22 protein-coding genes are annotated in these 22,783 nt (G+C 53.2%); 10 read left to right on the plus strand and 12 right to left on the minus strand.

Annotated elements, in window-relative coordinates; translation table 11 throughout:
- Window positions 1–4: 4 nt before the first annotated feature.
- Together ACMXD4_RS20415 and ACMXD4_RS20420 are read right to left on the minus strand one after the other, a co-directional pair.
- Window positions 5–301, minus strand: a complete 297-nt coding sequence (locus ACMXD4_RS20415) for a BrnA antitoxin family protein (protein WP_171697413.1) — start codon at window positions 299–301, stop codon at window positions 5–7.
- On the minus strand, window positions 276–554 hold the full coding sequence (locus ACMXD4_RS20420) for a BrnT family toxin (protein ID WP_171697412.1): 279 nt from the start codon (window positions 552–554) through the stop codon (window positions 276–278). Before ACMXD4_RS20420 ends, ACMXD4_RS20415 begins: the two co-directional genes overlap by 26 nt.
- A gap of 255 nt (window positions 555–809) precedes the next feature.
- On the opposite strand from ACMXD4_RS20420, the gene ACMXD4_RS20425 reads away from it, so the two are divergent.
- The 3 genes from ACMXD4_RS20425 to ACMXD4_RS20435 all read left to right on the plus strand — a co-directional run bounded on the left by ACMXD4_RS20425 (window position 810) and on the right by ACMXD4_RS20435 (window position 3,657).
- The gene (locus ACMXD4_RS20425; RefSeq protein ID WP_415879214.1) at window positions 810–1,109 is read left to right on the plus strand and encodes a BrnT family toxin; all 300 of its coding nucleotides are present in this window, start codon (window positions 810–812) and stop codon (window positions 1,107–1,109) included.
- Complete coding sequence (locus ACMXD4_RS20430) at window positions 1,099–1,407, plus strand: helix-turn-helix domain-containing protein (protein WP_026603142.1); 309 nt, start codon at window positions 1,099–1,101, stop codon at window positions 1,405–1,407. Before ACMXD4_RS20425 ends, ACMXD4_RS20430 begins: the two co-directional genes overlap by 11 nt.
- A 639-nt stretch (window positions 1,408–2,046) precedes the next feature.
- Window positions 2,047–3,657, plus strand: a complete 1,611-nt coding sequence (locus ACMXD4_RS20435) for a DUF1963 domain-containing protein (protein ID WP_415879215.1) — start codon at window positions 2,047–2,049, stop codon at window positions 3,655–3,657.
- 485 nt (window positions 3,658–4,142) lie between these two features.
- Here ACMXD4_RS20435 and ACMXD4_RS20440 read toward each other — a convergent pair whose 3' ends face one another.
- The 4 genes from ACMXD4_RS20440 to ACMXD4_RS20455 form a co-directional block, all read right to left on the minus strand.
- Window positions 4,143–4,562 carry a laminin B domain-containing protein gene (locus ACMXD4_RS20440; RefSeq protein WP_415880851.1) on the minus strand — a complete coding sequence of 140 codons (420 nt, stop codon included), beginning with the start codon at window positions 4,560–4,562 and terminating at the stop codon, window positions 4,143–4,145.
- A gap of 15 nt (window positions 4,563–4,577) precedes the next feature.
- Entirely contained in the window at window positions 4,578–5,966 is a 1,389-nt protein-coding gene (locus ACMXD4_RS20445) for an IS4 family transposase (protein WP_415878602.1), read from the minus strand.
- 25 nt (window positions 5,967–5,991) lie between these two features.
- A complete protein-coding gene (locus ACMXD4_RS20450; RefSeq protein WP_415879216.1) occupies window positions 5,992–6,300 on the minus strand; it encodes a hypothetical protein in 309 nt (102 codons plus the stop codon).
- Between the two features lie 428 nt (window positions 6,301–6,728).
- The gene (locus ACMXD4_RS20455) at window positions 6,729–7,610 is read right to left on the minus strand and encodes a LysR substrate-binding domain-containing protein (RefSeq protein ID WP_415879217.1); all 882 of its coding nucleotides are present in this window, start codon (window positions 7,608–7,610) and stop codon (window positions 6,729–6,731) included.
- 348 nt (window positions 7,611–7,958) lie between these two features.
- On the opposite strand from ACMXD4_RS20455, the gene ACMXD4_RS20460 reads away from it, so the two are divergent.
- Complete coding sequence (locus tag ACMXD4_RS20460) at window positions 7,959–8,735, plus strand: ATP-binding protein (RefSeq protein ID WP_101054482.1); 777 nt, start codon at window positions 7,959–7,961, stop codon at window positions 8,733–8,735.
- Window positions 8,736–8,835: 100 nt separating this feature from the next.
- On the opposite strand, the gene ACMXD4_RS20465 is transcribed toward ACMXD4_RS20460, so the two are convergent.
- Both ACMXD4_RS20465 and ACMXD4_RS20470 read right to left on the minus strand, forming a co-directional pair.
- Complete coding sequence (locus tag ACMXD4_RS20465; RefSeq protein WP_033157719.1) at window positions 8,836–9,375, minus strand: response regulator; 540 nt, start codon at window positions 9,373–9,375, stop codon at window positions 8,836–8,838.
- A 94-nt stretch (window positions 9,376–9,469) separates the two neighbouring features.
- Window positions 9,470–10,759, minus strand: coding sequence for an ATP-binding protein (locus tag ACMXD4_RS20470; protein WP_415879218.1), 1,290 nt, complete (start codon window positions 10,757–10,759; stop codon window positions 9,470–9,472).
- Between the two features lie 400 nt (window positions 10,760–11,159).
- Between ACMXD4_RS20470 and ACMXD4_RS20475 the strand changes: the two genes are divergently transcribed.
- From ACMXD4_RS20475 to ACMXD4_RS20500, 6 genes are read left to right on the plus strand one after another with little or no spacing between them, the layout of a single operon-like run.
- A complete protein-coding gene (locus tag ACMXD4_RS20475; RefSeq protein WP_415879219.1) occupies window positions 11,160–12,797 on the plus strand; it encodes an ASKHA domain-containing protein in 1,638 nt (545 codons plus the stop codon).
- On the plus strand, window positions 12,797–13,462 hold the full coding sequence (locus ACMXD4_RS20480) for a B12-binding domain-containing protein (protein ID WP_171697406.1): 666 nt from the start codon (window positions 12,797–12,799) through the stop codon (window positions 13,460–13,462). The genes ACMXD4_RS20475 and ACMXD4_RS20480 overlap by 1 nt, the downstream gene beginning before the upstream one ends.
- Window positions 13,459–14,487, plus strand: coding sequence for a uroporphyrinogen decarboxylase family protein (locus ACMXD4_RS20485; RefSeq protein ID WP_415879220.1), 1,029 nt, complete (start codon window positions 13,459–13,461; stop codon window positions 14,485–14,487). Before ACMXD4_RS20480 ends, ACMXD4_RS20485 begins: the two co-directional genes overlap by 4 nt.
- Window positions 14,484–15,104 (plus strand): DUF1638 domain-containing protein, encoded by a 621-nt coding sequence (locus ACMXD4_RS20490; RefSeq protein WP_415879221.1) that lies wholly within the window; start codon window positions 14,484–14,486, stop codon window positions 15,102–15,104. Before ACMXD4_RS20485 ends, ACMXD4_RS20490 begins: the two co-directional genes overlap by 4 nt.
- Window positions 15,101–16,753 carry a sensor histidine kinase gene (locus ACMXD4_RS20495; RefSeq protein WP_415879222.1) on the plus strand — a complete coding sequence of 551 codons (1,653 nt, stop codon included), beginning with the start codon at window positions 15,101–15,103 and terminating at the stop codon, window positions 16,751–16,753. The genes ACMXD4_RS20490 and ACMXD4_RS20495 overlap by 4 nt, the downstream gene beginning before the upstream one ends.
- Complete coding sequence (locus ACMXD4_RS20500) at window positions 16,750–18,876, plus strand: EAL domain-containing protein (protein ID WP_415879223.1); 2,127 nt, start codon at window positions 16,750–16,752, stop codon at window positions 18,874–18,876. Before ACMXD4_RS20495 ends, ACMXD4_RS20500 begins: the two co-directional genes overlap by 4 nt.
- Here the strand turns inward: ACMXD4_RS20500 and ACMXD4_RS20505 are convergent, their stop codons facing one another.
- From ACMXD4_RS20505 to ACMXD4_RS20520, 4 genes are read right to left on the minus strand one after another with little or no spacing between them, the layout of a single operon-like run.
- Complete coding sequence (locus ACMXD4_RS20505; RefSeq protein WP_415879224.1) at window positions 18,877–19,389, minus strand: aspartate carbamoyltransferase; 513 nt, start codon at window positions 19,387–19,389, stop codon at window positions 18,877–18,879.
- A 30-nt stretch (window positions 19,390–19,419) separates the two neighbouring features.
- Window positions 19,420–19,839: a phosphate-starvation-inducible protein PsiE gene (locus ACMXD4_RS20510; RefSeq protein WP_171697400.1), complete on the minus strand. Its 420-nt coding sequence runs from the start codon at window positions 19,837–19,839 to the stop codon at window positions 19,420–19,422.
- A gap of 9 nt (window positions 19,840–19,848) precedes the next feature.
- Complete coding sequence (locus ACMXD4_RS20515) at window positions 19,849–20,880, minus strand: sulfite exporter TauE/SafE family protein (protein ID WP_415879225.1); 1,032 nt, start codon at window positions 20,878–20,880, stop codon at window positions 19,849–19,851.
- A 31-nt stretch (window positions 20,881–20,911) separates the two neighbouring features.
- Window positions 20,912–22,762, minus strand: a complete 1,851-nt coding sequence (locus ACMXD4_RS20520; protein WP_415879226.1) for a multicopper oxidase family protein — start codon at window positions 22,760–22,762, stop codon at window positions 20,912–20,914.
- Between the last annotated feature and the right edge of the window lie 21 nt (window positions 22,763–22,783).

The raw sequence follows: 22,783 nt of genomic DNA on the forward strand, positions 1-22,783 counted from the left end.
CAAATTATGCTGGCGAATGATCCTTCAGCCATTCTTTCAAGGCATCGTTCATCCTAGTCTGCCAGCCTTTGCCGGTAGCACGAAACGCCTCCAGCACCTCTGCATCCAACCTAATCCCGGTAAATACTTTCGGTGAATCCTTACGTGGCCGGCCACCTTTAGGCCTAAGCATTTCAACCGCCTGCTCCGTCCCAAATAACTCGGCAAACACCTCGCCGGCGGGGCGCATTTGTTTAAAATCGGTTTCGGTCAATTCGCGGACTTCGCCGTCAGCATCAGTTAACGGTAATGGTTCTGTCATATTTGCGGATCTCTCTTGAATTTGCTTTTCGGAAACTAATGACGCGGATTCCACCAGTCACGGGAGTGAAACATAGGACATGCAGCCGCTCATCCAGATAACCAAACGCAACAAAACGTCGCTCTGGATAATCTTTACGAACATCTTCCGTTGCAATCGCGCTAGACCAATCGAAATCGGCCACTCGCTCGGAGCTTAAGCCACGTTCGAGGATATTTCTGGCGCTTTTTGCAGGGTCGAACTCGATGATCATGAGGCATTAACGTATAAACAAAAACTGGTTAGAGCAAGTTTTTGTTTATACGAAAAGTGATTTTGTGTCGCTATCGCAACGGGGTTCTTTAGAAGTCGGAGCTTGGCCCGAAAGCCAACATACTTTCTTTTGCGAGGCCAAAAGCTTCGATGCTCAGTGCGAAATAACGGTACAAACCCTTCGCAAAATCATAAACCAGCAAGCCAATTTTAGAGTTTCTACCTAAAACACATCGACCTTGCTCTCACTAGGCCAATGAACTACGCTAATCCCATGCACTTTGAATGGGACGACACCAAAAGCGAAACCTGTTTCCAGGAACGCGGATTCGATTTTGCCTATGCAGCCAAGGCGTTATTTGACCCTAATCGACTGATTCGAGCCGATAACCGCCGCGTTTACGGCGAAGACAGGTATCAACTGATGGAAATGATTCACCAGCGCCTATTTGTCGTGGTCTACACCCCACGCCCAGAGTCCCTTCGGATTATCTCGGTCCGCAAAGCCAATCAACGAGAGGCCAAATTCTATGAAAATAGTACGCATGACAATTGAACCGGATTCAGAAGTTGGCCGCGTCGATCCGGCTCGTATCGATACCACCACGGAAGCCGATATAGCCCAACAAATTGCCCAGGACGAAACCAATGCGATGCTGGATTCCGCCCGATTCGCCCGTCGAGTCCGCAATCGACTGGGTTTGAGCCAAGCCGAATTCTCCAAACGGATTGACGTATCGCTTGAGACGATTCGTAACTGGGAACAAGGCAAACGCTCGCCCACTGGCGCAGCCAAGGCGTTGCTGAAAGTATTGGACAGAGCGCCGGAAGCCGCTTTGGCGGCATTGGATTGAGATTTTGTTGCGTCCCTGACGCGGTGGTTGAATGTCGGTTCGCGAACCGACAGCCGCAGTACTTTCTTTTGCGTCGCCAAAAGAAATTACCCAAAGAAAAGGCCACCCGACATTCCGCCTTTATCCTGCGCGTCTTGCTTTTGCCAAGGGTTTTCGGAAGAGGCTCCCAGCCCCTCCGAGAAAACGAGCGGCATCCCTGCCGCCCCCCTATTCGGCTAATCACTCGATACATCCATGTATCTCGCCCTTCGGGTGCTACGCATGCAAATCGGCAATCCTGCCGATTTGTCTCGCCAAAAGCTCCGACGCTCAGGGCGGAATAACGAGAGAAAAACCAACCCGTAATTCGGCAAAACGCCAATATGAAAAATACCACTCTATAATGTAGGATGAGCCGACGCAAGGAGGCGCATCAATCGCGAACGATGCGATGCGCTTCACTTCCGTTCAATACTCCTACGGCCCTCCAATCATAACCACATGTTCAAAAATCTCTTGCAGTTGGCAACTCGACTCTTAACGCATAAGGCACACAAAACGGAACACAATAATCACGAAAACGATGCTGATATTGTCTCCATTCTTGAGTCGCAAGCCAGCGTAGCCTCGATAGTAAAACAACTCAGCAACGAGAAGGAGGTGATCGAGCCGGCCATCCGCTTCTTCTCCGAAAGAAGGCCAGGCATATGGCTGGAGAGAAGGCTTCCGCGCGATTTCGAGCATCCGTCCAACACCTACCTTGGCGGAATTCCCGGCCTTGGCTTGCATTCGGATTGGCCTTACGACAATAAGGGCCTGCGCGCCTTTTTTGTCGGCCAACTCGATTGCCGGGAAATCAACGATTTGCTGCCCGGCTATCTGCCGGACACCGGCATGCTTTGCTTCTTCATCGATCAGGATATGGAAAACTTCTGCGAAGCCGACGACATACGGAAATGTTATGTCATCCACGTGGCGGACGATGGCAAACCCATAATCAACTCTGTTCCCGACGACTATCCCAAAACCGGCAATTGGATGAGCGCTTTGGACGGGTTAAGCTTTCGACGCCATTCGCTTGAAGACAGGGAGTTACAACCCAGGATTTGGCCGAAAGCCGATTTGAAACCGCATAAGATAGCGGCCTTTGTCAGCTCGTACGAATATTGTCTATCCTTATTTCCTTCCGCCGAGCGGAGTCCCAAACAGCCAGCGTTGTGGGAGCCCATTTACTCGGTCGTCCACAAAATCGTGGACGATTATTTGAGCGTCAAACGGGATGCCATCCTGGGGCCGAAAGTTTGCGACGATTCCCACTTCTACACGTTGTTCCCCAAAACCGTTCCGGCGTATTTTCATGAATACAAAGAGAAATCTTATTCGAGCTACGGCCTGGGGTTTCCGTGGACTCGCCTCCACATCTCCCGTACCGTGCAGAGCGCGCTGCGTGCGGCTTGCTACGAATTCAACAAGCTAAAAATGTGGAATGTTTCCGAACTCTTAGGAATTTTGAAGCCGGACGGGCATTACGGCAACAAATACACATGGGGGTTCGCCGGATCAAAAAATAATCCCGGTTTCATTAGCGACGCGGAAGAGCTTCAGGCATTATCGGCCTCTATCAAAGACGGTCACCCTGAATTATGGGACAGATTTCGTTACGCTCTGGAATTGGAGCGGTTTTATCAGGAGGCGAGTTCTTTATTTGAAGCGTATGTGGAGAATCCCTTCGCCGAACCCTCCGCTGATGAAAAAGAACGGTTTGTCGACTGGCTGGCGGGATGGATCAACCACGGCTGCGCGAGAAGCGAGAAGCGATTGGCCGAAGCGCTTGAGGAGAAATCTTTCCCGGTTTTCGATACCGGTTTTGATCTTCCCAGAGAGGATGCAGGGAACAAAGACCTTTGCTTTACTTACTTTTTCGCCAGTAGTTTACAGAGCGCCTGTCATTCGGCATTTTGCGACGCCACCATCATGTGCCTAAGCCATTCCGCCGCCGTATCAGCACTTATCCCGAAGGAGACTTTCGAGTCCCTATTGCGATTACCCGCTTACGACAAACGCTACGGTTTTCATCGCTGCCTTGGATACGGTTATTGCGTTCAACACGCGGCATACCAACATAGAGACAAGGTGTTGCTGCTCGAAGTGCAATCCGACCCGGCCCTGTTTACCAACTTCGGCGACGGGGCGCTGCAGTTCTGGATAAGGCCGGAAGATTTAGCCGCAAGGCGGTTCGATCAAGCATTCGTGACTTCGGAGTGTACATGATAGAACCCACGTGCTGAATGCCGTGAAGCGCATTTCCATGGTTCCCACGCTCCAGCGCAAGAATGCAAGACCGTAACTCGCAATCGTAGGGCGTCAATCGGCGCAGCCGAATTGCGCCGTATGCTGCCCTTCAAACATTCGGCGCATTACGCTATCACTAATGCGCCCTACAAAAACTTCGCAAATATTAAACGGTTTCAAATTTCTCGGCGGGGTTTTCTCCCGTTTGCCGCGCCGAGCACCGGAGCTTTTGAACGGATTAGCCCGAAGGGGTGCGGCATGGATGCCGCACGTTGCCGAAGGGGCAGGAAGCCCCTTTCGGCAACCCCGTTCAAAAGCTTCGGAGCGCAGGGAACAAGCGGCATCCGGGCCGCCTTTTCTTTGGGTACTTTCTTTTGGCGGAGCAAAAGAAAGTACCTCGGCTGTCGGGCCGAGACCCGACTCCAAAACAAACCGTCGCGCCAGCGACACAAGCACTTAACAACTTAGCGCAATATCCCATTGCGATTGCATGACCAAAATCCCGCAACCCCCACCCCAAACAACCAAAACGCTCCCGGCAACGGCACCGTTTGCAAAACCACATTATCCAGGCCGGCGGTTTCGATGATACCGTTGGTAAATTCGCCGTGAATGTACAACCCACTCAAATTGGATAGGACATTTTGAAAATCACTTTGACTGGCGAACACCCCGCCTGTGCTGCCCAACCGCCATTCCGCGGAGGGCGCCAAAGTCAGACTGATATGAGTCCAGCTACTATCCGGCACGATATTCGGGTCTCGTTTCCAGAGTAGGCGTTGGCCGTTGCCAACCAACATGACGTCGGTGGTTTGCCAATTGACAGCACCATCGCGATACGTCAAATCGTAGGACAGCCCGGTAGCGCCGAGCTGCGAGCCCAGGAAAGCCGCTCATCGTTATACACATCTCATTGCGAGATCCTGTTGAGCATTGAGGGCGATGACAAAATCGCGCAAGCGCTGTAAGCCGATCCACATGGCCTTGGCACCCGGTGGACCATCGTGTTTGCGGGCAAAATAACCGCCTAAGCTTGCAATCAGTCGGATTACCTCACCGAGGCGCGGTGGCGTGAGCGGTGGTGGACAGCGCTTGACGACGATATAAGCCGCTCGCCACTCCTGCGGATCGAAAATAATCTCGCAATCCATGTCCGGCGCTGCGCGCGCGAGCATCAGGCTGAATAACACCCGCCAGGCAATAACCATATAGAGCGCCAAACAAGGTAGTAGCCGTTCTTCCGATTCCAGATGTAGCCGCTTGATCTGGCAACCGCTCTTCAATACATGGAAGTACACTTCGATACACCAGCGCACGCCATACCACGCCACCACCGTAGTCGCTTGCTCGAAACTCGCCACAGGCAAACTGGTCAGCAGGAGCCATTCCAAGGGTTCCTTGCCGGCTGGCGGCGTCTCTTCGCGCGCCAGCACCGCGTTGATGCTCAATGCCGGCAGTCGATACCCAATACGCGTTGGCGGCTTGAGGGGCACCGTGGCGGCGCGTACCGTGATATGCGCCAGTCGCGCTGCACGGTTCGGCCGCGACTTGACATTAACCTCGGTATAACCCATGACCGGCGCTTGATCCAGGGCCGACCATAGCCATTTCGCCGCATTTTCCGGCTCGACCAGAAGGTCTCGGTTCTGCGTCGCCCGAACAATCCATTCAGCGCGAGCAGTCGGCGCATAGTCTTGGTATTCGACAAACCATTCGTAAATGTCGCCCTCGCGGTCGGCGAGATTGACCAATAAACTGTCCGGCATTTGCGCCTGTAAGGCACAGCTATCCTGATAGCTTTCGAGCCAGTGCCGACTTTCTTTTTCGTCCACGCCTTTGTGCCGCCGCGCTTGTCGCGGGCTGGCGCCGTCACGCGCCCAATACGCTGCCTTGACGACACCCAAGCAAATCCGCGACGGCGTAAAGGCGATGGTCGGATGTAGTCGGCGCGCATGTTTCGCTATCTCTTTCAAAGTACCGAGACCTTTTGGCCCCAAACAAATGTTTTCGTCGTACTCCGTCGTGTCCTGCGCCAGCAATACGACCGGGCTGCTCTTCATCCGTTCGACCGTGGCATCTCGATGCGGCGCCAGTATCTTTTTGAAAGTCGCCTTATCATTGTCGAAAAACCGGTAAGCGCCCATCGTCTCCTTCCAGCCGCCACAGGCCGCCGGGATGCTGAGCTGGGGATGTTCGCCTAATCGCTCCAGTAACAGTGCCAATCGTTTATTCAGGCGCCGATCTTCCAAATCAGCGGTTTGTACTTCTTCTTCGGCCCAATTGCTCATCGCTGTTCTCCATCATCTATATGCCTCATGCCTCCTGGTAGTTTAGTCGTTGGGAGACTTGTGTATAACGATGAGGGAAAGCCGAGGGAGCGGAGAAGGTAAAATCGCCGCTGTCAGGGTCGGTGGCGGCCAGATAATTGCCGGGATTGCCACCACCTGATACATGACTGGGTTGGTATTGGCCGATGATCGAATAATTGTTCTGGCTGAAATCGGCAAAACTGACGATTTGCCAGTTCTCGCTGTCGACATCGAATGAACTGGACACGCTGGCGAGAACCGGCTGCGACGTCAACAATGCGATAGCAACAGGTAATAACTGTTTTTTGTTCATGATGGGTACTCCCAAGGTAAAAGCCCGGCACGGGCAACTTGCTTGCTTGGCCACAAGGCTCAAGGCATTGGTGGAAATAGTCGCAATTTTTGTCGAGCCTCGTATCTCCGCCTTCAAATAGTCCAAGCATCAGGCTGTTATCAGGCGCAATAAGGCTTAAGGACCTTGCAAATATTAGACGATTTGTAATTTCCCGGCGGGGATTACTCCAGTATCCCGCAGTAAGTACTTATCTCAGCTTTTAAACGGACATACGAGACAAGGCCCGCCATTTTGTCGGCTAAATACAAATTAACTTCTAGCGAGCGTCCACAGCCGACAGGCTGCCATACAGAGCAAAAGAACATCAAAGGTTTTCGTGGAAAATGTCATTTGGCCGTCAGATCACGAACTGCCAATAAAATAGTTGCCACGCCAGCGGTGTATACCTAAATGTCCTTAGCAGCATCCTGCACCAAGCCGCTCAAGCGCCGAATCAGCTCCCCTCTGGCACTGGTCTTGCGCCAAACCATACCTATGCTCCGGCTCGGCGCCGGCTCAGCGAATGGCAGATAACGTAGCCCCGGTTCGTCGCGCACCGCGATACGTGGCATGAAGGTGATGCCGGTACCGGCGCGAACCATTTGCCGCAAGGTTTCCAGGCTGGTGGCGCGAAGATCCTGTTCTTCGTCGGCGCCGATTGTTTGGCAGATTTGCAAGGCATGCCCACGCAGGCAATGGCCTTCGTCAAGCAACAGCAAATGTTCGCCGTTTAGATCGTCTGGCTCGACTTGCGGCTTGACCGCCAACGGATGACCGTCTGCGACCGCCAGTAAAAACTCGTCGTCGAACAAGGCCTGGCTTTCCAGGAAATCCTCGTAAATCGGCAGAGCCAGCAAAGCACAATCCATCTGCCCGCTGCGAAGTTGCTGTAACAATTGCTCGGTTTTTTCCTCGACTAAAATGAGGCGGATGCGTGGCAAATCCTTTTTGATTAACGGTACCAGTGGCGGAAATAAATAGGTAGCCAGGGTGGGAAAAGCACCGAAGCGCAAATTGCCGGCCAACGGGTCTTGGGCCGTCGCAGCCAGTTCCTTGATATTGTCTTGCTCCTTCAAGATGCGCCTTGCCGACGCCACGATCTGCTCACCCAGCTCGGTAGGCAGCACTTTTTTATTGGTGCGCTCGAAAATCTGGATACCCAATTCGTCTTCCAACTTTTTTATCTGGGTACTCAAGGTCGGCTGGCTGATGCAGCAACGGTCTGCCGCCTGCACAAAGCTGCGCAAGTCGGCAACGGCGATTAAATAATGTAAATCCCGCAGATTCATAGCCACCCCGTAAATAGCCAATAGCTATCGTTTAAATGATAACAATCGATTATAAGTCGATCATCCCCCAGAAACGAGCCTCGGCCTCCCAAGCCGCGACTTAAAATAAAGTCCAAGCAGTCCTTGGTTACCGGCACAAGCGGCATATACAGGCTACAGTGGGTAGCCACATTTCCACAACCACTGTAACTTTCCCACAAAATCTGTGGATAAGTCTGTTGGCAACCCGTTAAAAGCCGCGCTAAGTTGTTGCTGTGCTTAGAGTGGTGTTAAATTGTCTAAAATTTATACAATATTCATTTCTTTACACAAACCGGCACTTTGACCGGCCCCAGCCAAGGATCACAGATGATAGATTGGAACCACACCTATGCGGCAATTTGGCGTCAGCGCCAGGCGTTTCTGCGTCCTGTTCGGCAAATCGATCCGATCCGGCTGGATCAACTGCTGGGCATAGAGCCGCAAAAGCAGCAAATGATAGACAACACGCTGCGTTTTCTGGCGGGACTGCCGGCGAATAATGCCTTGTTATGGGGCGCGCGCGGCACTGGCAAATCCTCGCTGGTGAAAGCCTTGTTGAACGAATATTTGCATGAAGGTTTACGAGTCATCGAAGTGGATAAACAAGATTTACTGTATCTGCCGGAAATCGTCGACGACATTCGCGAACACAATCAGCGTTTCATTATTTATTGCGACGATCTGTCTTTCGAGAACGGCGACGCTCTCTACAAGCCGCTGAAGAGCGTGTTGGAAGGCTCTATTGAAATGCCGCCGGAGAATGTGCTGTTTTACGCCACGTCCAATCGCCGCCATTTGCTGCCGGAGCATATGCGCGACAATCTGGATACGCTGCTGATTGACAACGAGGTGCATTATTCCGACACCATTGAGGAAAAAATCTCACTGTCCGACCGCTTCGGTTTGCGGCTGGCGTTTTACCCGCAGCATACTCAGACATACCTGGATATTGTCGACAGCTATTTCGTCGATTATCGCGGCAACCGCGAGGCTTTGCACAAATCGGCGCTGGATTTTGCCCATCAGAATGCCGCCAAAAACGGCAGAACCGCGAAGCAATTTTTCAATGCCTTTAGTAATGACGAGCGTACCGAACAGCTGTAACTCCACTCTAAACAAAACAGCTCCCGCATAGATGGGAGATCGGTTTATGCCTAGACCTCTGGTTTCGCAGTGGTAACGGTATTAGAGCCGGCAATACTGTCTATTTAAAATCTTCGTCGTCGAGAATAATCGAGCCGTCCTGCGCCCAATTCACTTGGGTGATACCCGGCTCCTCAGCTTCCAGCGCTTTAATAATCGCTTCTTTTTCATTCAGGAGTATTTGCTGCGCCCGCACCTGATCGGCCAAGGCCCGGTTTTCCAACAACATCCGTTTGTGCGCCAGACCGTTCTCGACCACATTGACAATTTCCAGATTGCTCCATGGCTTGTTGATAAAGCGAAACACTTCCGCCTCATTGATGGCGTGCTGGGCGCCTTCCAGATCGGCAAAGCCGGTCAACACAATGCGCACAGCATCCGGCTGCATGCGCTTGAATAAAATCAAAAAATCGATACCGTTAATACCCGGCATTCGGTAATCGGAAATCACCAAATCAAAGCTATGTTCCTCAGCTAACAGCAGCGCTTCCTCGCCGCTGGTTGCGGTAACGGGTTCGTACTGTTTCAGCAACCGCGTCAGCGCTTTCAGCACGTTCGGCTCGTCGTCGACGATGAGTATTTTAATATCTGCCTGGTTCATGATTTTGCACTAACAGTGGTCTATTGATGACATAGTCTGGCAGGTAAAACCCCTTCTGCAAGTTTGGTATTCAAAAACCGCCAGACGCACCGGACTATTCGGTAGACGCCGATTCCGGCGGCCGAATCGGCAGCCAGACTCGAAACCGGCTACCCTGCCCAAGCTGGCTGCTTACTTCGATTTTACCGCCATGCTTACGGACGAAATTCTGCGAAACCGACAAGCCTAGCCCGGTGCCCTTGCCGACCGGCTTGGTGGTGAAGAACGGTTCAAACAAACGCGGCAGGTTCTCCGGGGCAATACCTTTGCCGTTATCGCGGATTTCCACCCAGACATTCGGCTCCGTGCAACCGGTACTAATATGAATATCGCCTTTGGTATCAATTGCGTGCGCGGCGTTAATCAGTAAATTCATAAACACCTGATTCAATTGCGAAGGCAGGCAATAAATTTCGGGCATCTCGCCGTATTGCTTGTGTACAGTGCAATGGTACTTCAGCTCGTTGTTGATAATATTCAGCGTGGAATCCAACCCTTTATGCAAATCGGCCAATTCCCAATCGTTTTTATCGGCATGCGCAAAATCCTTCAAATCCTGAATAATGTCACGCACCCGCGACAAACCTTCCATGGACTCAGCAATCAATTCCGGAATATCGCCGCGCAAATAGTCAAGCTGCTTGGTTTGTTTCAGCGTGCGCAAATTTTGCAGCGCCTCCTCCGAAAAGTTTTTTTCGGCTAAAGCGGCGTTGTAAGCATCCATCACGCAAAAAACGTCGCGCAAATAGCCGTTAAGCGTATTCAAATTGGAATTGACGAAACCAATCGGATTATTGATTTCGTGGGCAATGCCGGCCGCCAGTTGCCCTATCGCCGCCAATTTTTCCGATTGCAATAGTTGCAAATGTACAGACTGATTCTCCTGATGCCGGCGTTGCACTTCGGCTTCCAGATAGGTATTTTGGTTTTTTAGCCAATCCCGGGCATGCTTCAGTTCCAGCTGGGTTTTGATTCTGGCCAATAGAATCGACAAATGACACGGCTTGTAAAGATAATCCACCGCACCCAGTGACAAACCCCGCTCTTCCTCCAGATCAGAAGTCAAGGCGGTCACGAATATCACGGGAATATCGCCGGTTTTGGGATCAGCTTTTAGCTGGCCGATGACTTCATACCCATCCATATCGGGCATCATCACATCCAACAAAATCAAATCCGGCTTTGGCGCACCACCCGCCAATTGCAACGCACGCTGCCCGTTGGTCGCTACCAAAATCTGGTAATACGGGGCGAGAAACTGCCCGAAAACCGACAGGTTGATAGACTCGTCATCGACTAACAAAATGGTGGCTTGGCGCTCTGTCGATTGTTTATCGGATTCCATCTAAATTCCGTTGGCTTGGGTGAACCATGATCTGGATTGACTGCAAGCGTCTCAGGCAAGCCGATTCCGGTCACGAACCCGCTTTTTGGCGCATCGGCAAAGTTTACCCGATTGTTGATGACATTCCAGCATGAACAGTGTGCCGATAGCCTAAAGTGCCTTTTGGCACTGCTTATAACCGCATATCACGGAGTTTATGCCGTAAAAGCCGATCTGATAAAGACAAATCGCTTACGCCACAAGATTGGATCAGCGAAACCACCAATACACACTAAAATAAAAGGGGAAAACCACTGGCTGTTTTGCCCATGCCGAATAGATCAAACCCCATCATGCCAGGCCTCAACGAAAGCGAAAGCGAAAGCGCAATTGCTACTACTCCTACAGGTTTCCATCGCCTATGACCATCATCCCTCCCGATACCGGACTGCCGGCACACCCAGCTGGCGATATGCTGGCAACGGTCGGCAGTAACGATCAGACGTTACGCATACTGCTCAAATCCGATCTGTCGGTACGCCAAGTCCTCGACACCACCGATTTGCGCGTACGCGCTGCCTGCGGCGGTTTGGGCACCTGTGGCGCGTGTCTGATTCAAACCGTCGACGGCGAATTTAACCCACCGACGCTGGCGGAACGGCAAAAGCTGCTTCCTGAAGATTTGGCTGGCGGCATACGTTTAGCCTGCCAGTTGCGGGCACGCAGCGACTGCACGCTTTATCTGGACAATCCGGCGCCGCATTCCGCCTGGAAAAGTCTGGACCCCACCCCGCTTTATCAAGCCCACGCTAATCCTACCGTTTCCGAGTATGTCTACGGCGTGGCGGTCGATCTGGGGACGACACACATCCGCCTGTCATTGTGGAATCGGCAATCCGGCCGACGCATCGGCACCCGCTACAGCATCAATCCACAAGTCGCGCATGGCGCGGACATTCTGACCCGGCTGGATGCCGAGCGCCTGGACGATCAAGATTGCCGGCGCATAGGCCGGGAAGCGCGCGCGGCCATCATCGACGGCATACGCGATATTCTCAGCCGCGATATGGGCGAAATAACGCCGATACTGGCGGAACTGGGCAAAGTATTAATAGTGGGCAATACCGCGATGTTGACGCTGATTTGCGGCAATAGCGGCGACTGCCTCTACCAGCCCGAGAACTGGCAAAGCCCTATCGCCTGTCTGCCCGCCGATGCCGATGCCTGGCGGCAGATATGGCGCACACCGCATGCCGACATCGACATCGCCCAACCGCTGGCTGGTTTTATCGGCTCAGATTTACTGGCCGACCTGCTCGCAACCGGGATTACTGAACAATCGCAACCGATGCTGTTGGCCGACTTCGGCACTAATACCGAAATCGCCGTGTGGGACGGCAGCAACCTGTGGGTCAGTTCCGTGCCGGGCGGCCCCGCTTTCGAAGGTGTAGGTATGCGCAACGGTTTAACCGCAGAAGCCGGTGCGATTTGCAAAGTGTCGGCAAGCGGCTTACGGACGATAGGAGATGTCCAGGCGCGCGGCTACTGCGCCAGCGGCTTCATTGATGCCATTGCCTTGCTACTGGACCAAAAGCATCTAAAACCGTCCGGACGCTTCGCCGAACCGCAGTCCGAACAAGGCTTTTTATTGCAAGCCGACATTCCCAAAAGTGCCATTTTTGCGAGCGACATCGATATTTTCCAGCGTGCCAAGGCTTCGACAGCCGCTGCCATGTCACAATTGATGTCGTACGCAGGCTTGGCAATAAGCGATTTGAATCGTCTGTGGATTTGCGGAAGTTTTGGTCAACATTTGGACCTAAACAGCGGGTTTCGGGTTGGCTTACTGCCTCCTATACCCCCCGAACGGGTCAGCCTGCTGGCCAATGCCAGTCTGGCCGGCTGCGAACAACTGCTGTTGAATCCGGCCGGGCCAAGTCTGTTAAACAATATTGTGCAACGGGCGCGCGTGGTCAATCTTGGCGGGGTTTTCGAATATGAAAACCGCTTTATCGACAATTTACGCTTGCAGCCCATGTCCATCGAGGAATTCGAATAATGCTCGACGCTTATATTCAATCCTATAACCAGGCGGTATTCGAAACCGATAAGCCGGCCGCCCTGGAGGTCGTCAATCACGCCTTAAACGACGGATTCAGCCCCGAGGATATCGTCTTCAAATTAGTTATCCCGGCCATCGAGTTGATGATGACCTTAATCGAAAAAGATCCGGATGCCAATCTGGCCCAGCATTTCATGACCGCGCAAATTGCGGCCGACGTCACCGAAAAAATGCTGGAAAAATTCAGTAAACCGCCGGAAATGATAGGCCGGGTCGTCATCGGTGCCGCCTACGGCGACTTGCATTCCTTGGGCAAACGGATCGTTAGCGGCTGCTTGAAATCGCTGATGGTGGATGTGGTCGATCTGGGCACCAACGTCACTGCCGAAAAATTCGTCGATACCGCGGTAGCCGAGAACGCCCAAGTCATCGCGGTATCCGCGATGATGGTCCACACCGCCACCAGCGAAAAAGGCAGCCTGGGTGTGCGCAGTTTGTTACAAGAACGTGGTCTGGAACAACAAATCAAACTGGCGGTAGGCGGCGCTCCCTACCGTTTCGATCCGGAGTTGTACACCAAGGTCGGCGCGGATGCCTGGGCGCCGGATGGCGTCACCGCCGCCAAAGTCATCGTCGATCTGATTCGCGAGGTCAAGCCATGACACCTTTGGAAATCCTCACCGCGACGGCGACCGGCAACCCCGCGCCGCGCATTCCGGTTTTTTGCAATATGTCCGATCATGGCGCCCGAGAATTGGGTATGCCCGCCAAGCAATACTTCAGCAGGGGCGAATATGTGGCCGACGGCCAATTACGCCTGTTGCGGCGCTACGGCTACGACAACATCTGGAGCCTGCATTATGTTGGCAAGGAAGCGGAGTTGCTGGGTTGCCGGGAAATCCTGTTTGCCGACGACGGCGTTCCAAATGTCGCGGACTTCGTCATCAAAAACCTGGACGACATTGCCAAACTCGACATTCCCACCGACATTACACAGCATCCGGCCTGGCAATCGGTTGCCGACTGTCTAAAGATTTTGCACAGCGAAGTCGGCGGCACGCATCCGATTTGCGCCTACGTCACGGCCTCGACCACCTTGCCGGCCATCTTGATGGGTATGGATAAATGGATGGAGTTATTCCTGCTCGGCCCTTTTGATGTCCGCGACGAACTGCTGCGCAAATGCTCGGATTTCTGCCGGCAAGAAATCGCCGCCTTACGGGCCTTGGGCGCCAATGTGTTGATTTACTCCACGCCGTTTGGCTCGCCGTATTTCGTCAGCCGTAAGCAAATTGAGCAAAAGGTGATGCCCTGGATGCGGCGGGACTTGCTGCCGGGCGGAAATGAGGACATCGTTTATTACTGCGGCATGGCAGGTTTTAACGATGTGATCGATTTGGTTTTCGATGAACTTCACATCAAAACTCACTACATTAGCCCACTTGCCGACTTAGCCGAAGCCAAACGCCTGATCGGTAATCGCGGCCTGACCTGTGGGGTGATCGACGATATTAAAATGATTCACTGGAGCGCCGAGCAAACCCGCGCCGAAGTGCAGCGTATTGTCGAAATCGGCAAAACCGGCGGCCATTTTTTGTTCGGTAACGGCGTCATGCCAATGGCCGTGCCCGAGGCCAACATTCGGACTATGGTCGATGCAGCATTCGAATACGGGAGACTGCCATGAAAACCTTCGCGATACATCCGGAAAATCAAACTCCGCTGACCATGGTGGGCTGCGGCATTTTGCGTAAGGAAGTGGACGGACTAATCGCGAAAAATCACTGGAACGTGCATACCCATTATCTGGATTCGGCCTTGCACAATTACCTGAATCGTTTGTCGACCGAGCTGAATCAGGCGCTGGAAGAACGCGAGAAACTCGGCGAAAAAACCGTGGTGTTTTACGGCGGCTGCCACCCGTTGATGGAAAAATATCTGGAGGGCCACCACACCTGCCGCACCCACGGCCAAAACTGTATCGTCATGCTGCTCGGCTACGAGTTATTCATGCAGGAACTGGAAAAAGGCGCGTATTTTTTACTGGAAGACTGGGCCTTGACCTGGGAACCCATGATCACCGCCTGCTTCGGCGCCAATATGACGGTGATCAGGGAGATATTTCACAGTAGCCATAAATATATTCTGGCGCTGCGTACCCCGTGTAACGGCGATTTCAGCGCCGCCGCCGAAACCGCTGCGCGCTTCGTGGATTTGCCGCTGGCATGGATGGATGTCGGTCTGGAGCATTTGGAAACCGTTTTGGCGGATGCCATTCAACGCCGGCTTGCTGCGGAACAATGACCCAAGCACCTTCCCATCAAGAGTTGCAGGAACGGGTCAAGCAATTGGAAACCCGCGTCCGCAAACTTTCGGAAGAAAAAGCCAATCTGTATCTGATCCTGCACATGCTGGAGTTGTTAAACCCCATCGCCGGCGTCGAAGGATTGTTAGAGAGCTTAATGACTGCTTTGTGCGGCAGTTTGGGCGGCAGTAATGTCGAAATTTATTATCTGGACGCGGGGGCAATCCATTACGCCAATTTAGCCGGCGAACGCCAAATTATTGATCATATCGACGATCCCTTAATCAACGAAGTTTTTCAGCAGCGCCGCTTTGTCGAACAAGCCACGGATTCTGAGCACACGCTACTGCGCGGCATGACGCCGGCTATTGCCTGCACCTGGGTCATGCCCTTGCAGGTGGGCAAAGAATTAATCGGTGCCATCAAAATGACCGATATGTTGGGCTCCGCGCAAATGCGCGATTATCTATCGCCGTTTTTCTCGCACATGGCGCTGATATTGAGCAATGAAATCAAAACCCGCATCGCGGAAAGCGCGAACCAGGCCAAAAGTAATTTCCTGGCCACCATGTCGCACGAAATCCGCACCCCGTTGAACGGTATCTTGGGAATGGCGCAACTGCTGAGTCTACCTGACTGCGACCCAAGCAAGCATCAAGAATGCGCCCGCACTATCCTCGCATCCGGACAGACTCTATTAACCCTGTTAAACGATGTGTTGGATTTGTCTAAAATCGAGGCGAATAGGCTGGAGCTGGTTTACTCTGCCGCGCAGCCTCGGCAAATCATCACCGAAGTCCAGTCGCTGTTCGGGGAAAGCGCACATCAGAAAAACCTGCAAATCGAAACCGTCTGGCTCGGCCCCAGCGAGCAATGCTATCTACTGGATCAAATCAGAGTCAGGCAAATGCTGTCAAATCTGGTCAGCAATGCCATCAAATTTACCCATCATGGCGTAATCCAAATCCAGGCAACCGAGTTGCGGCGGCAAGGCTCGCAAGCACAACTGGAATTTTCCGTGTCCGATCAAGGCATCGGCATTGCCGCCGACCAACAGAGCCTACTTTTCAAACCCTTTACCCAAATCGACGCCACTTCGACGCGGCGTTACGCCGGCACCGGTCTGGGCTTATCCATCGTGCAACGCTTTGCCGGGCTGATGCAGGGCGAAGCCGGCGTGGAGAGTAGTCCGGGCAGGGGCGCCCGGTTCTGGTTCAGAATTCGCTGCGACCTGGTTGACTGTCAACTGCATAACCACAATTCCACTCAACAGCGCTTACCCGTCCCGTGCGCGGAGCTGTATTCCGCAGCAGTCAATGCCGAACATTATCAAGATGCGCCAGCCCATCCGGAACAACCCTTCTTTGCGGCAGCCGACCCGGCAATCAGTGCGGAAGACATCGCCTTGCTGCACCACAACCAAGAATTACGGCCGCTAATGGACGAACTCGATAACTTATTAGCCAAAAACATGTTCCATGCCATTAATCACGTTAAAGCATTGCAAAATTTACTGCGCGCTAGTGCGCTAGAACCACGGTTTTCCGAAATAGCTCAGTCGGTTAACGAAATGAAATTCGACCAGGCACGCCAGCTGTTGCGGCAGCTTTATTCAGCCTTGGGTTGGAATGGAGTAGAAACCGAATGAACAGCAAACAATTGAAAATTCTCGCCATCGACGACACCCCCGCCAACCTGGCCTTGTTGGGTTTGGCATTGCAGGACGATTACCAAATTCAAATCGCCACCTCCGGCGCTAAAGGCTTGGAACTGGCGCTGGATGAGCCGCCTGATCTGATTCTGCTCGACATCATGATGCCGGATATGGACGGCTACGAAACCTGTCGGCGGATCAAGGCCAGTCCGCTGTTAAAAGACATTCCGATTGTGTTCGTGACCGCTTTGAACGAAATTCAAGCCGAGGCCCTGGGCTTTTCTTTGGGCGCCGCGGACTATTTGACCAAACCCATCAGCATCGAAATCGCCCGCTTGCGGATTCGCAATCTGTTGCAACGCGAACAATTTCGTCAAGAGCTGCAACGCCGCGAGGCTGGGCAACGCCTGGCGGCCAGTGTATTTGCCCACACTCACGACAGCGTCGTCATTACCGACAGCGAGAACCGCATTATTGATGTCAATGCGGCTTTTAGTCGAATTACCGGCTACGCGCGCGAGGAAGTGCTGGGTAAAAATCCCAGTATTCTCAAATCCGGCCGGCAATCCGCGGAATTTTACAAAGCCATATGGCAATCGCTAAACGCACACGATCATTGGAGTGGCGAACTCTGGAACCGCAATAAAAAAGGCGAGGTTTTTGCTGCGCTGACCTCGATTTCGGTAGTGCGGGACGACGACGGCAAAATTCATCATTACATCGGTTTGTCGGCCGACATTACCCCGCTGAAGAACCATGAATACGATCTGGAACGCATCGCCCATTTTGATCCGCTGACCGGCATCCCCAACCGCGTATTACTGGCAGACCGCCTCGCCCAAGCGCTGGCCCACACACACCGCGCCGGCAACCATATGGCGGTATGCTATCTGGATCTCGACGGTTTTAAGCCGGTCAACGACCAATTCGGCCACGAAGCGGGGGATCAGTTACTGATAGAAATTTCCCTACGCATCCGCGACTGCCTCAGAGCCGGCGATACCGTCGCCCGCATCGGCGGAGACGAGTTTGTGCTGCTCTTGCTGGACTTTAACGACACCCGCGAATGCGAGGCGGTATTGGAGCGCATGCTCTGCAAAGTCGCGGAACCGTTGAGCATAGATGATAACCAGGTCTGCGTATCGGCCAGCGTAGGCCTTACCCTATACCCTGATGACCTGGCAAGCGCGGACACGCTGCTGCGGCATGCCGACCAAGCCATGTATGTCGCCAAACAGCGCGGCAAAAATCGCTACCACCTGTTTGATCAGGAACTGGACAGAATAGCGCTGGTCCGCGGCGAGACCTTAACGCAAATCGAATCGGCGCTGCTCAATAACCAGTTCGAATTGTATTTCCAACCCAAGGTCAATATGCGCCTGGGTAAAGTGCTGGGTGCGGAGGCATTGATTCGCTGGCGGCATCCCGAGCGCGGCTTATTGTCGCCTGCGGCGTTTTTACCCGACATAGAAGGCACCGAACTGGTCATCGCCCTGGGCAATTGGGTATTGGCCCGCGCCCTGGACCACCTGCAAACGTGGCAAGACATGGGCTTGAACATTGCCATCAGCATCAATATCGCCCCCCGCCACTTACTGCACCAGGATTTCGTCGACACCTTGAAAACCGGCTTCGCCGCGCACCCGCAACTGCGCCCCCACTGTCTGGAACTGGAGATCTTGGAAACAGCCGCACTGGAAGACATTGGCCGCGTCACCGCCGTAATGAAGGAATGCCAAAAACTGGGCGTCGGCTTTGCATTGGACGATTTCGGTACCGGCTATTCGTCGCTAACTTACCTGAAAGCCTTACCTGCCGACACCTTAAAAATCGACCAATCCTTTATTCGCGACATTCTCGGCGACCCGGAAGATCTGGCCATCGTCGCCGGCATTATCAATCTCACCGCCGCCTTTCATCGGCAAGTAATAGCCGAAGGCGTCGAAACCGATGAACATGGCTTGCTATTGCTAAAACTGGGCTGCGATAACGCCCAGGGCTACGGCATTGCGCGGCCGATGCCTGCTGCAGATTTGCCCGCCTGGATCAGCCACTGGCATCCTAATCGAGAGTGGTTGGAAAAATCACATCCCCAAGCCGGAGCCGCTGAAAAGTAACTATGGCTGATGACCACCATGATGCATAGCATGTCCGCCGGGCACAGCATGGCGGGCGTGGTCGCTGAGTTGGGCATCGAAGTAGCTGTGCACTGCCTCAATCAGCTGCTTATCTTCACTCCGATACTCGATCTCGGCACCGTTCGGCAATTCCCGATAAGCAAAACTGACTTTCCCGGCTGCCGACGCCAAGGCGTTTAGCCCCGGCATGTCATCCCCATGAATGCGCCGCGGCCCTGAAAAATCGCCAGCCGCAAAATGTGTAGCCAGTTGCGACAGATGACTGCGCACTAAGCCAATTTGTTGGCTGTCAGCAGCATCCTTGGCGATCACTTGTTGAATACCACCAGTATCAGTCTTATTGAAAATATGCAGGGTTTTTTCCAGCGCAAACGGCATGATATGGCTGCCGCGCTCTTGCACTGCGTCTAAGCGCGATTGATCGACAGGTGGAATAGCCTGGACAATAGGAGCCGTTAGCACCAACGCCGCAATCAGTAATGATTTGTTCATTTTAGTCTTCCTTTATCTGTAACTGCCGGTTCAGGTATCGTCACTTGGCTTGCGAATAATCACGGTCGACAAAGCCAACAATAAAATGCCGCCGGACACCAGCAAAATGCCCATATCGGCCTGATGATGGGCTTGAATATCCGCGATCAACAATCTAGCCAGCGCGGTGATGGCAATGTAAATCAGACAACGCACCGGCATTAGGTTGGTTTTGAAATAGATGCCGACCATCGCACCCAGCTCTAAATAGATAAACAACAGCAAAATGTCACCAATGGTGGCGTGACCTTGCAGCATCATGCCGCCGTAAGCCACCACCGCCGACCAGACAATACTGGCACCAATGACAAACAAGGCCAAATAATGAAATATTTCGATCAGCAAATTGCCTATTTCGTCCGCCAGCAATTTGGCCTGCTCGTTCAATTGTCTGAAACGCTGAATATCCAACACTTTACCTCACTGAACGGGCTGAGTATGCGCAGGCATCGCTGTGGGCATCTGGCCTGCCTGGATAATTTTTAAACCGCGCTGCGCCATCATCACGCCCATCGCGATCACCAATATTGCGGAAACCTTTACCAGCTGGCGCATGAAAACCTGCGACAACAAGCTGGCGAAGAACCCAAATCCGAGCAATGGCACTAACGTACCGAGACCAAACCAGAACAGCATCGACGCGCCCTGTAGCGGGTCGCCGCTGCCGGCGGCCATCACATACATGGCTTGTAACGGTCCACAACCCAACAAAAAACCGGTCAACAAGCCGGTACGCAAAGCACTGCGCGGTTTACGCAATTCATCTGCAAGCTGGCGATTGACGGCCTTAGGCATGCGCAAGGTAAAGCAGCGCAAGACCGCAAAGACGTTGAGCATCTTCAGACCGTACAGCAACAAAAACACGCTCGCCGCCAACGCCAGTCCGCCGCGCATCGGCGGGGTAATCGCAATGGTGGCGCCCAACAAGCCAAATCCGGCGCCGAGTACGCTGTAGGACAAGGTTTTGCCGACTGCGTAACGTAAATGCGCCAGCAGCTGGCGGGACTTGGCTTGACGGGGATCGGTGTAACCCACCACAAAACCGCCGCACATGCCGATACAATGAAAACCGGTGAGAAAACCGATGCCCAACAATACCGCTTGGTCCATGTGCGGTGATATTTGTTGCATCACGCCGGGCATCAGACTCTTACCCCAGAACGTCACGCCGCCGACCGCCAACAATAACAACAGAAAAATCAACAGACCTTTCAGCTTACCGCCGGCAGGCCGCGGCGTCAGTGCCACTCCATAACCCTTGGCACAAATGGCCTGGTATATCCCCGCTTCGTCGGCAAGCTTGTCCTCGAATTGCACATCCACCGTCGCTCGCGCATAGCTGACATCCAGCGTTGTCACACCCGGTAAATCGGCCAACGCTAGGCGAATGGTGTCTTCGCAGCCAGGGCAGTGCATGCCCTGGATCGTCAAATGCCTGTTGATCGTCGTCATATCCCGCTCCCTGACAATTGGCGCTTTCCGGTTAGACCACCAGGAAATCGCGCATCATGCCCATATCTTCATGTTCCAGGTTATGGCAGTGGTACATGAATAAACCTTTGAAATCCTGGAAGGGCTTGATAATTTTGACCCGCTCGCCCGGCATCACCAACACCGTGTCTTTCCAGCCGCCTTCGATAAAACCCTCTTTAACCGTGGCGTAATCAGCGCTTTCGTTATTGGCGATGGTTCGGCTCAGGATTTGAAAATATTGGCCGTGCAAATGAATCGGATGGGCCATCGACATCATCGTACCCATACCGCCTCCCATACCACCCATGCCGCCCATCTGATGACCGCCGGCTTCTGCGTTCTCGCCGCCGTGGCGCATGCCCATCATACCCATGCGCCTATGTTCACCTTCACCCTGGTTGTTATCACCATGCCGCATGCCGCCCATCATGCCCATACCGCCCATTTTGTGGGAACCGGCATCGGCCTTCTCTGCACTGCCGTGCTCGCCACCGGCTTTGTCGCCGTGTCCGCCGCCACCATGTGCATGAAAAATCTCTAGCAATTGCACAGTGTTCGCGGGAATGCGCTCGCTCGGCAAAATGTCGTTATAGGCATAAGGCCGACCATTTAAAACCATACGCATTGGCCCTTCCGAAATAGCGATGGGCACCGGTTTACCGGGATTGACTGTGTCGTTTAAGCTGTAATGGTTAATTTTCGCCAAGCTGTTGGGTAACTTCGGACTATCAGTTTGCTGCCGGGTGACTTTCACCGTAAAAATCGGATAGTCGCTACCCACCGGTATGGCGCTGGCATGCATGCCCATGCCGCCACCCATACGACCATGATCGCCTTGACTACCGCCCATCATCCGTTCGGCCATGCCCGGCAATACGCCGGAAAAAGAACGGCTGCGCAACACAAGCTGAGAGCCGACTTTACGCCCGCTGAAATCCGCCCAAATATCCAAACGCTCGCCGGGGGCCAGCATCACGTAAGATTTATTGACCGGTGCTTCCAGCAAGCCGCCATCGGTACCGATGACGGTAATGGGCGACTTGTCGTCCCAAGCCAGTTTGTAGATGCGCGCCGTTGAGCCGTTGAGGACGCGGAAACGATAAGCTCGACTGGCCACGTCGAGCTGAAAATTGGCCAGACCGTTCACTAAAATCCGGTCGCCGTAAAAACCCATCATTCTGTCGTGCATGGCGTGCACGTATTGCAGTTGATTATTCGCGTCGAACTTGCGGTCTTGAATCACGATTGGCACTTCGTATTCACCGCCCGGTAATTCCAGGCGCCGTTCTTCCTCGTCGTTAACCAAAATCGCGCCCGCCAAACCGTGATATACCTGCTTGGCTGTGGTGTTGTGCGGATGCGGATGGTAAATATTCATGCTGGCGCGGTTGAGCATTTCAAATTCGTATACAAACACTTGACCGCTGTCTATCGTGTACAGCGGATGCCCATCCACTTCGGCTGGCACATGCAAACCATGCCAGTGGGTAATGCTCGGTTCGTTAAGCTGATTATGCAGATTGATTCTGATCTTTTGGCCCTTTTCGAAGCGCAGTATCGGCCCCAAATAAGAGCCGGGAATTTCCGTTAAAGTCTGCGCCGGTCCCTTCACCAATTTCGCAAAATACTGCTGCACGCGCGTGGGCTGGCCGGGCAAAATAGCCACCGCGTTTGGTTTGCAGATCAAGTCCAATTCCACGTCCGGGTGAAAATTGGCCGAGGCTTTGCGCGGCGGCATCGTCGGCATCTCGGCCATGTTTTCCATCGCTCTCAGCCATGCGGGCGCCGCAGCCCACGCCATTAATCCCGCTCCACTTTGTGCAAAAAAGCGCCGACGTGACGTATTGATTGAATAAGACATATACCCTCCTCAAACGATTTT

It is taken from the genome of Methylomonas sp. TEB (assembly GCF_047777895.1).
In the GTDB taxonomy this organism is placed as follows: Bacteria; Pseudomonadota; Gammaproteobacteria; order Methylococcales; family Methylomonadaceae; genus Methylomonas.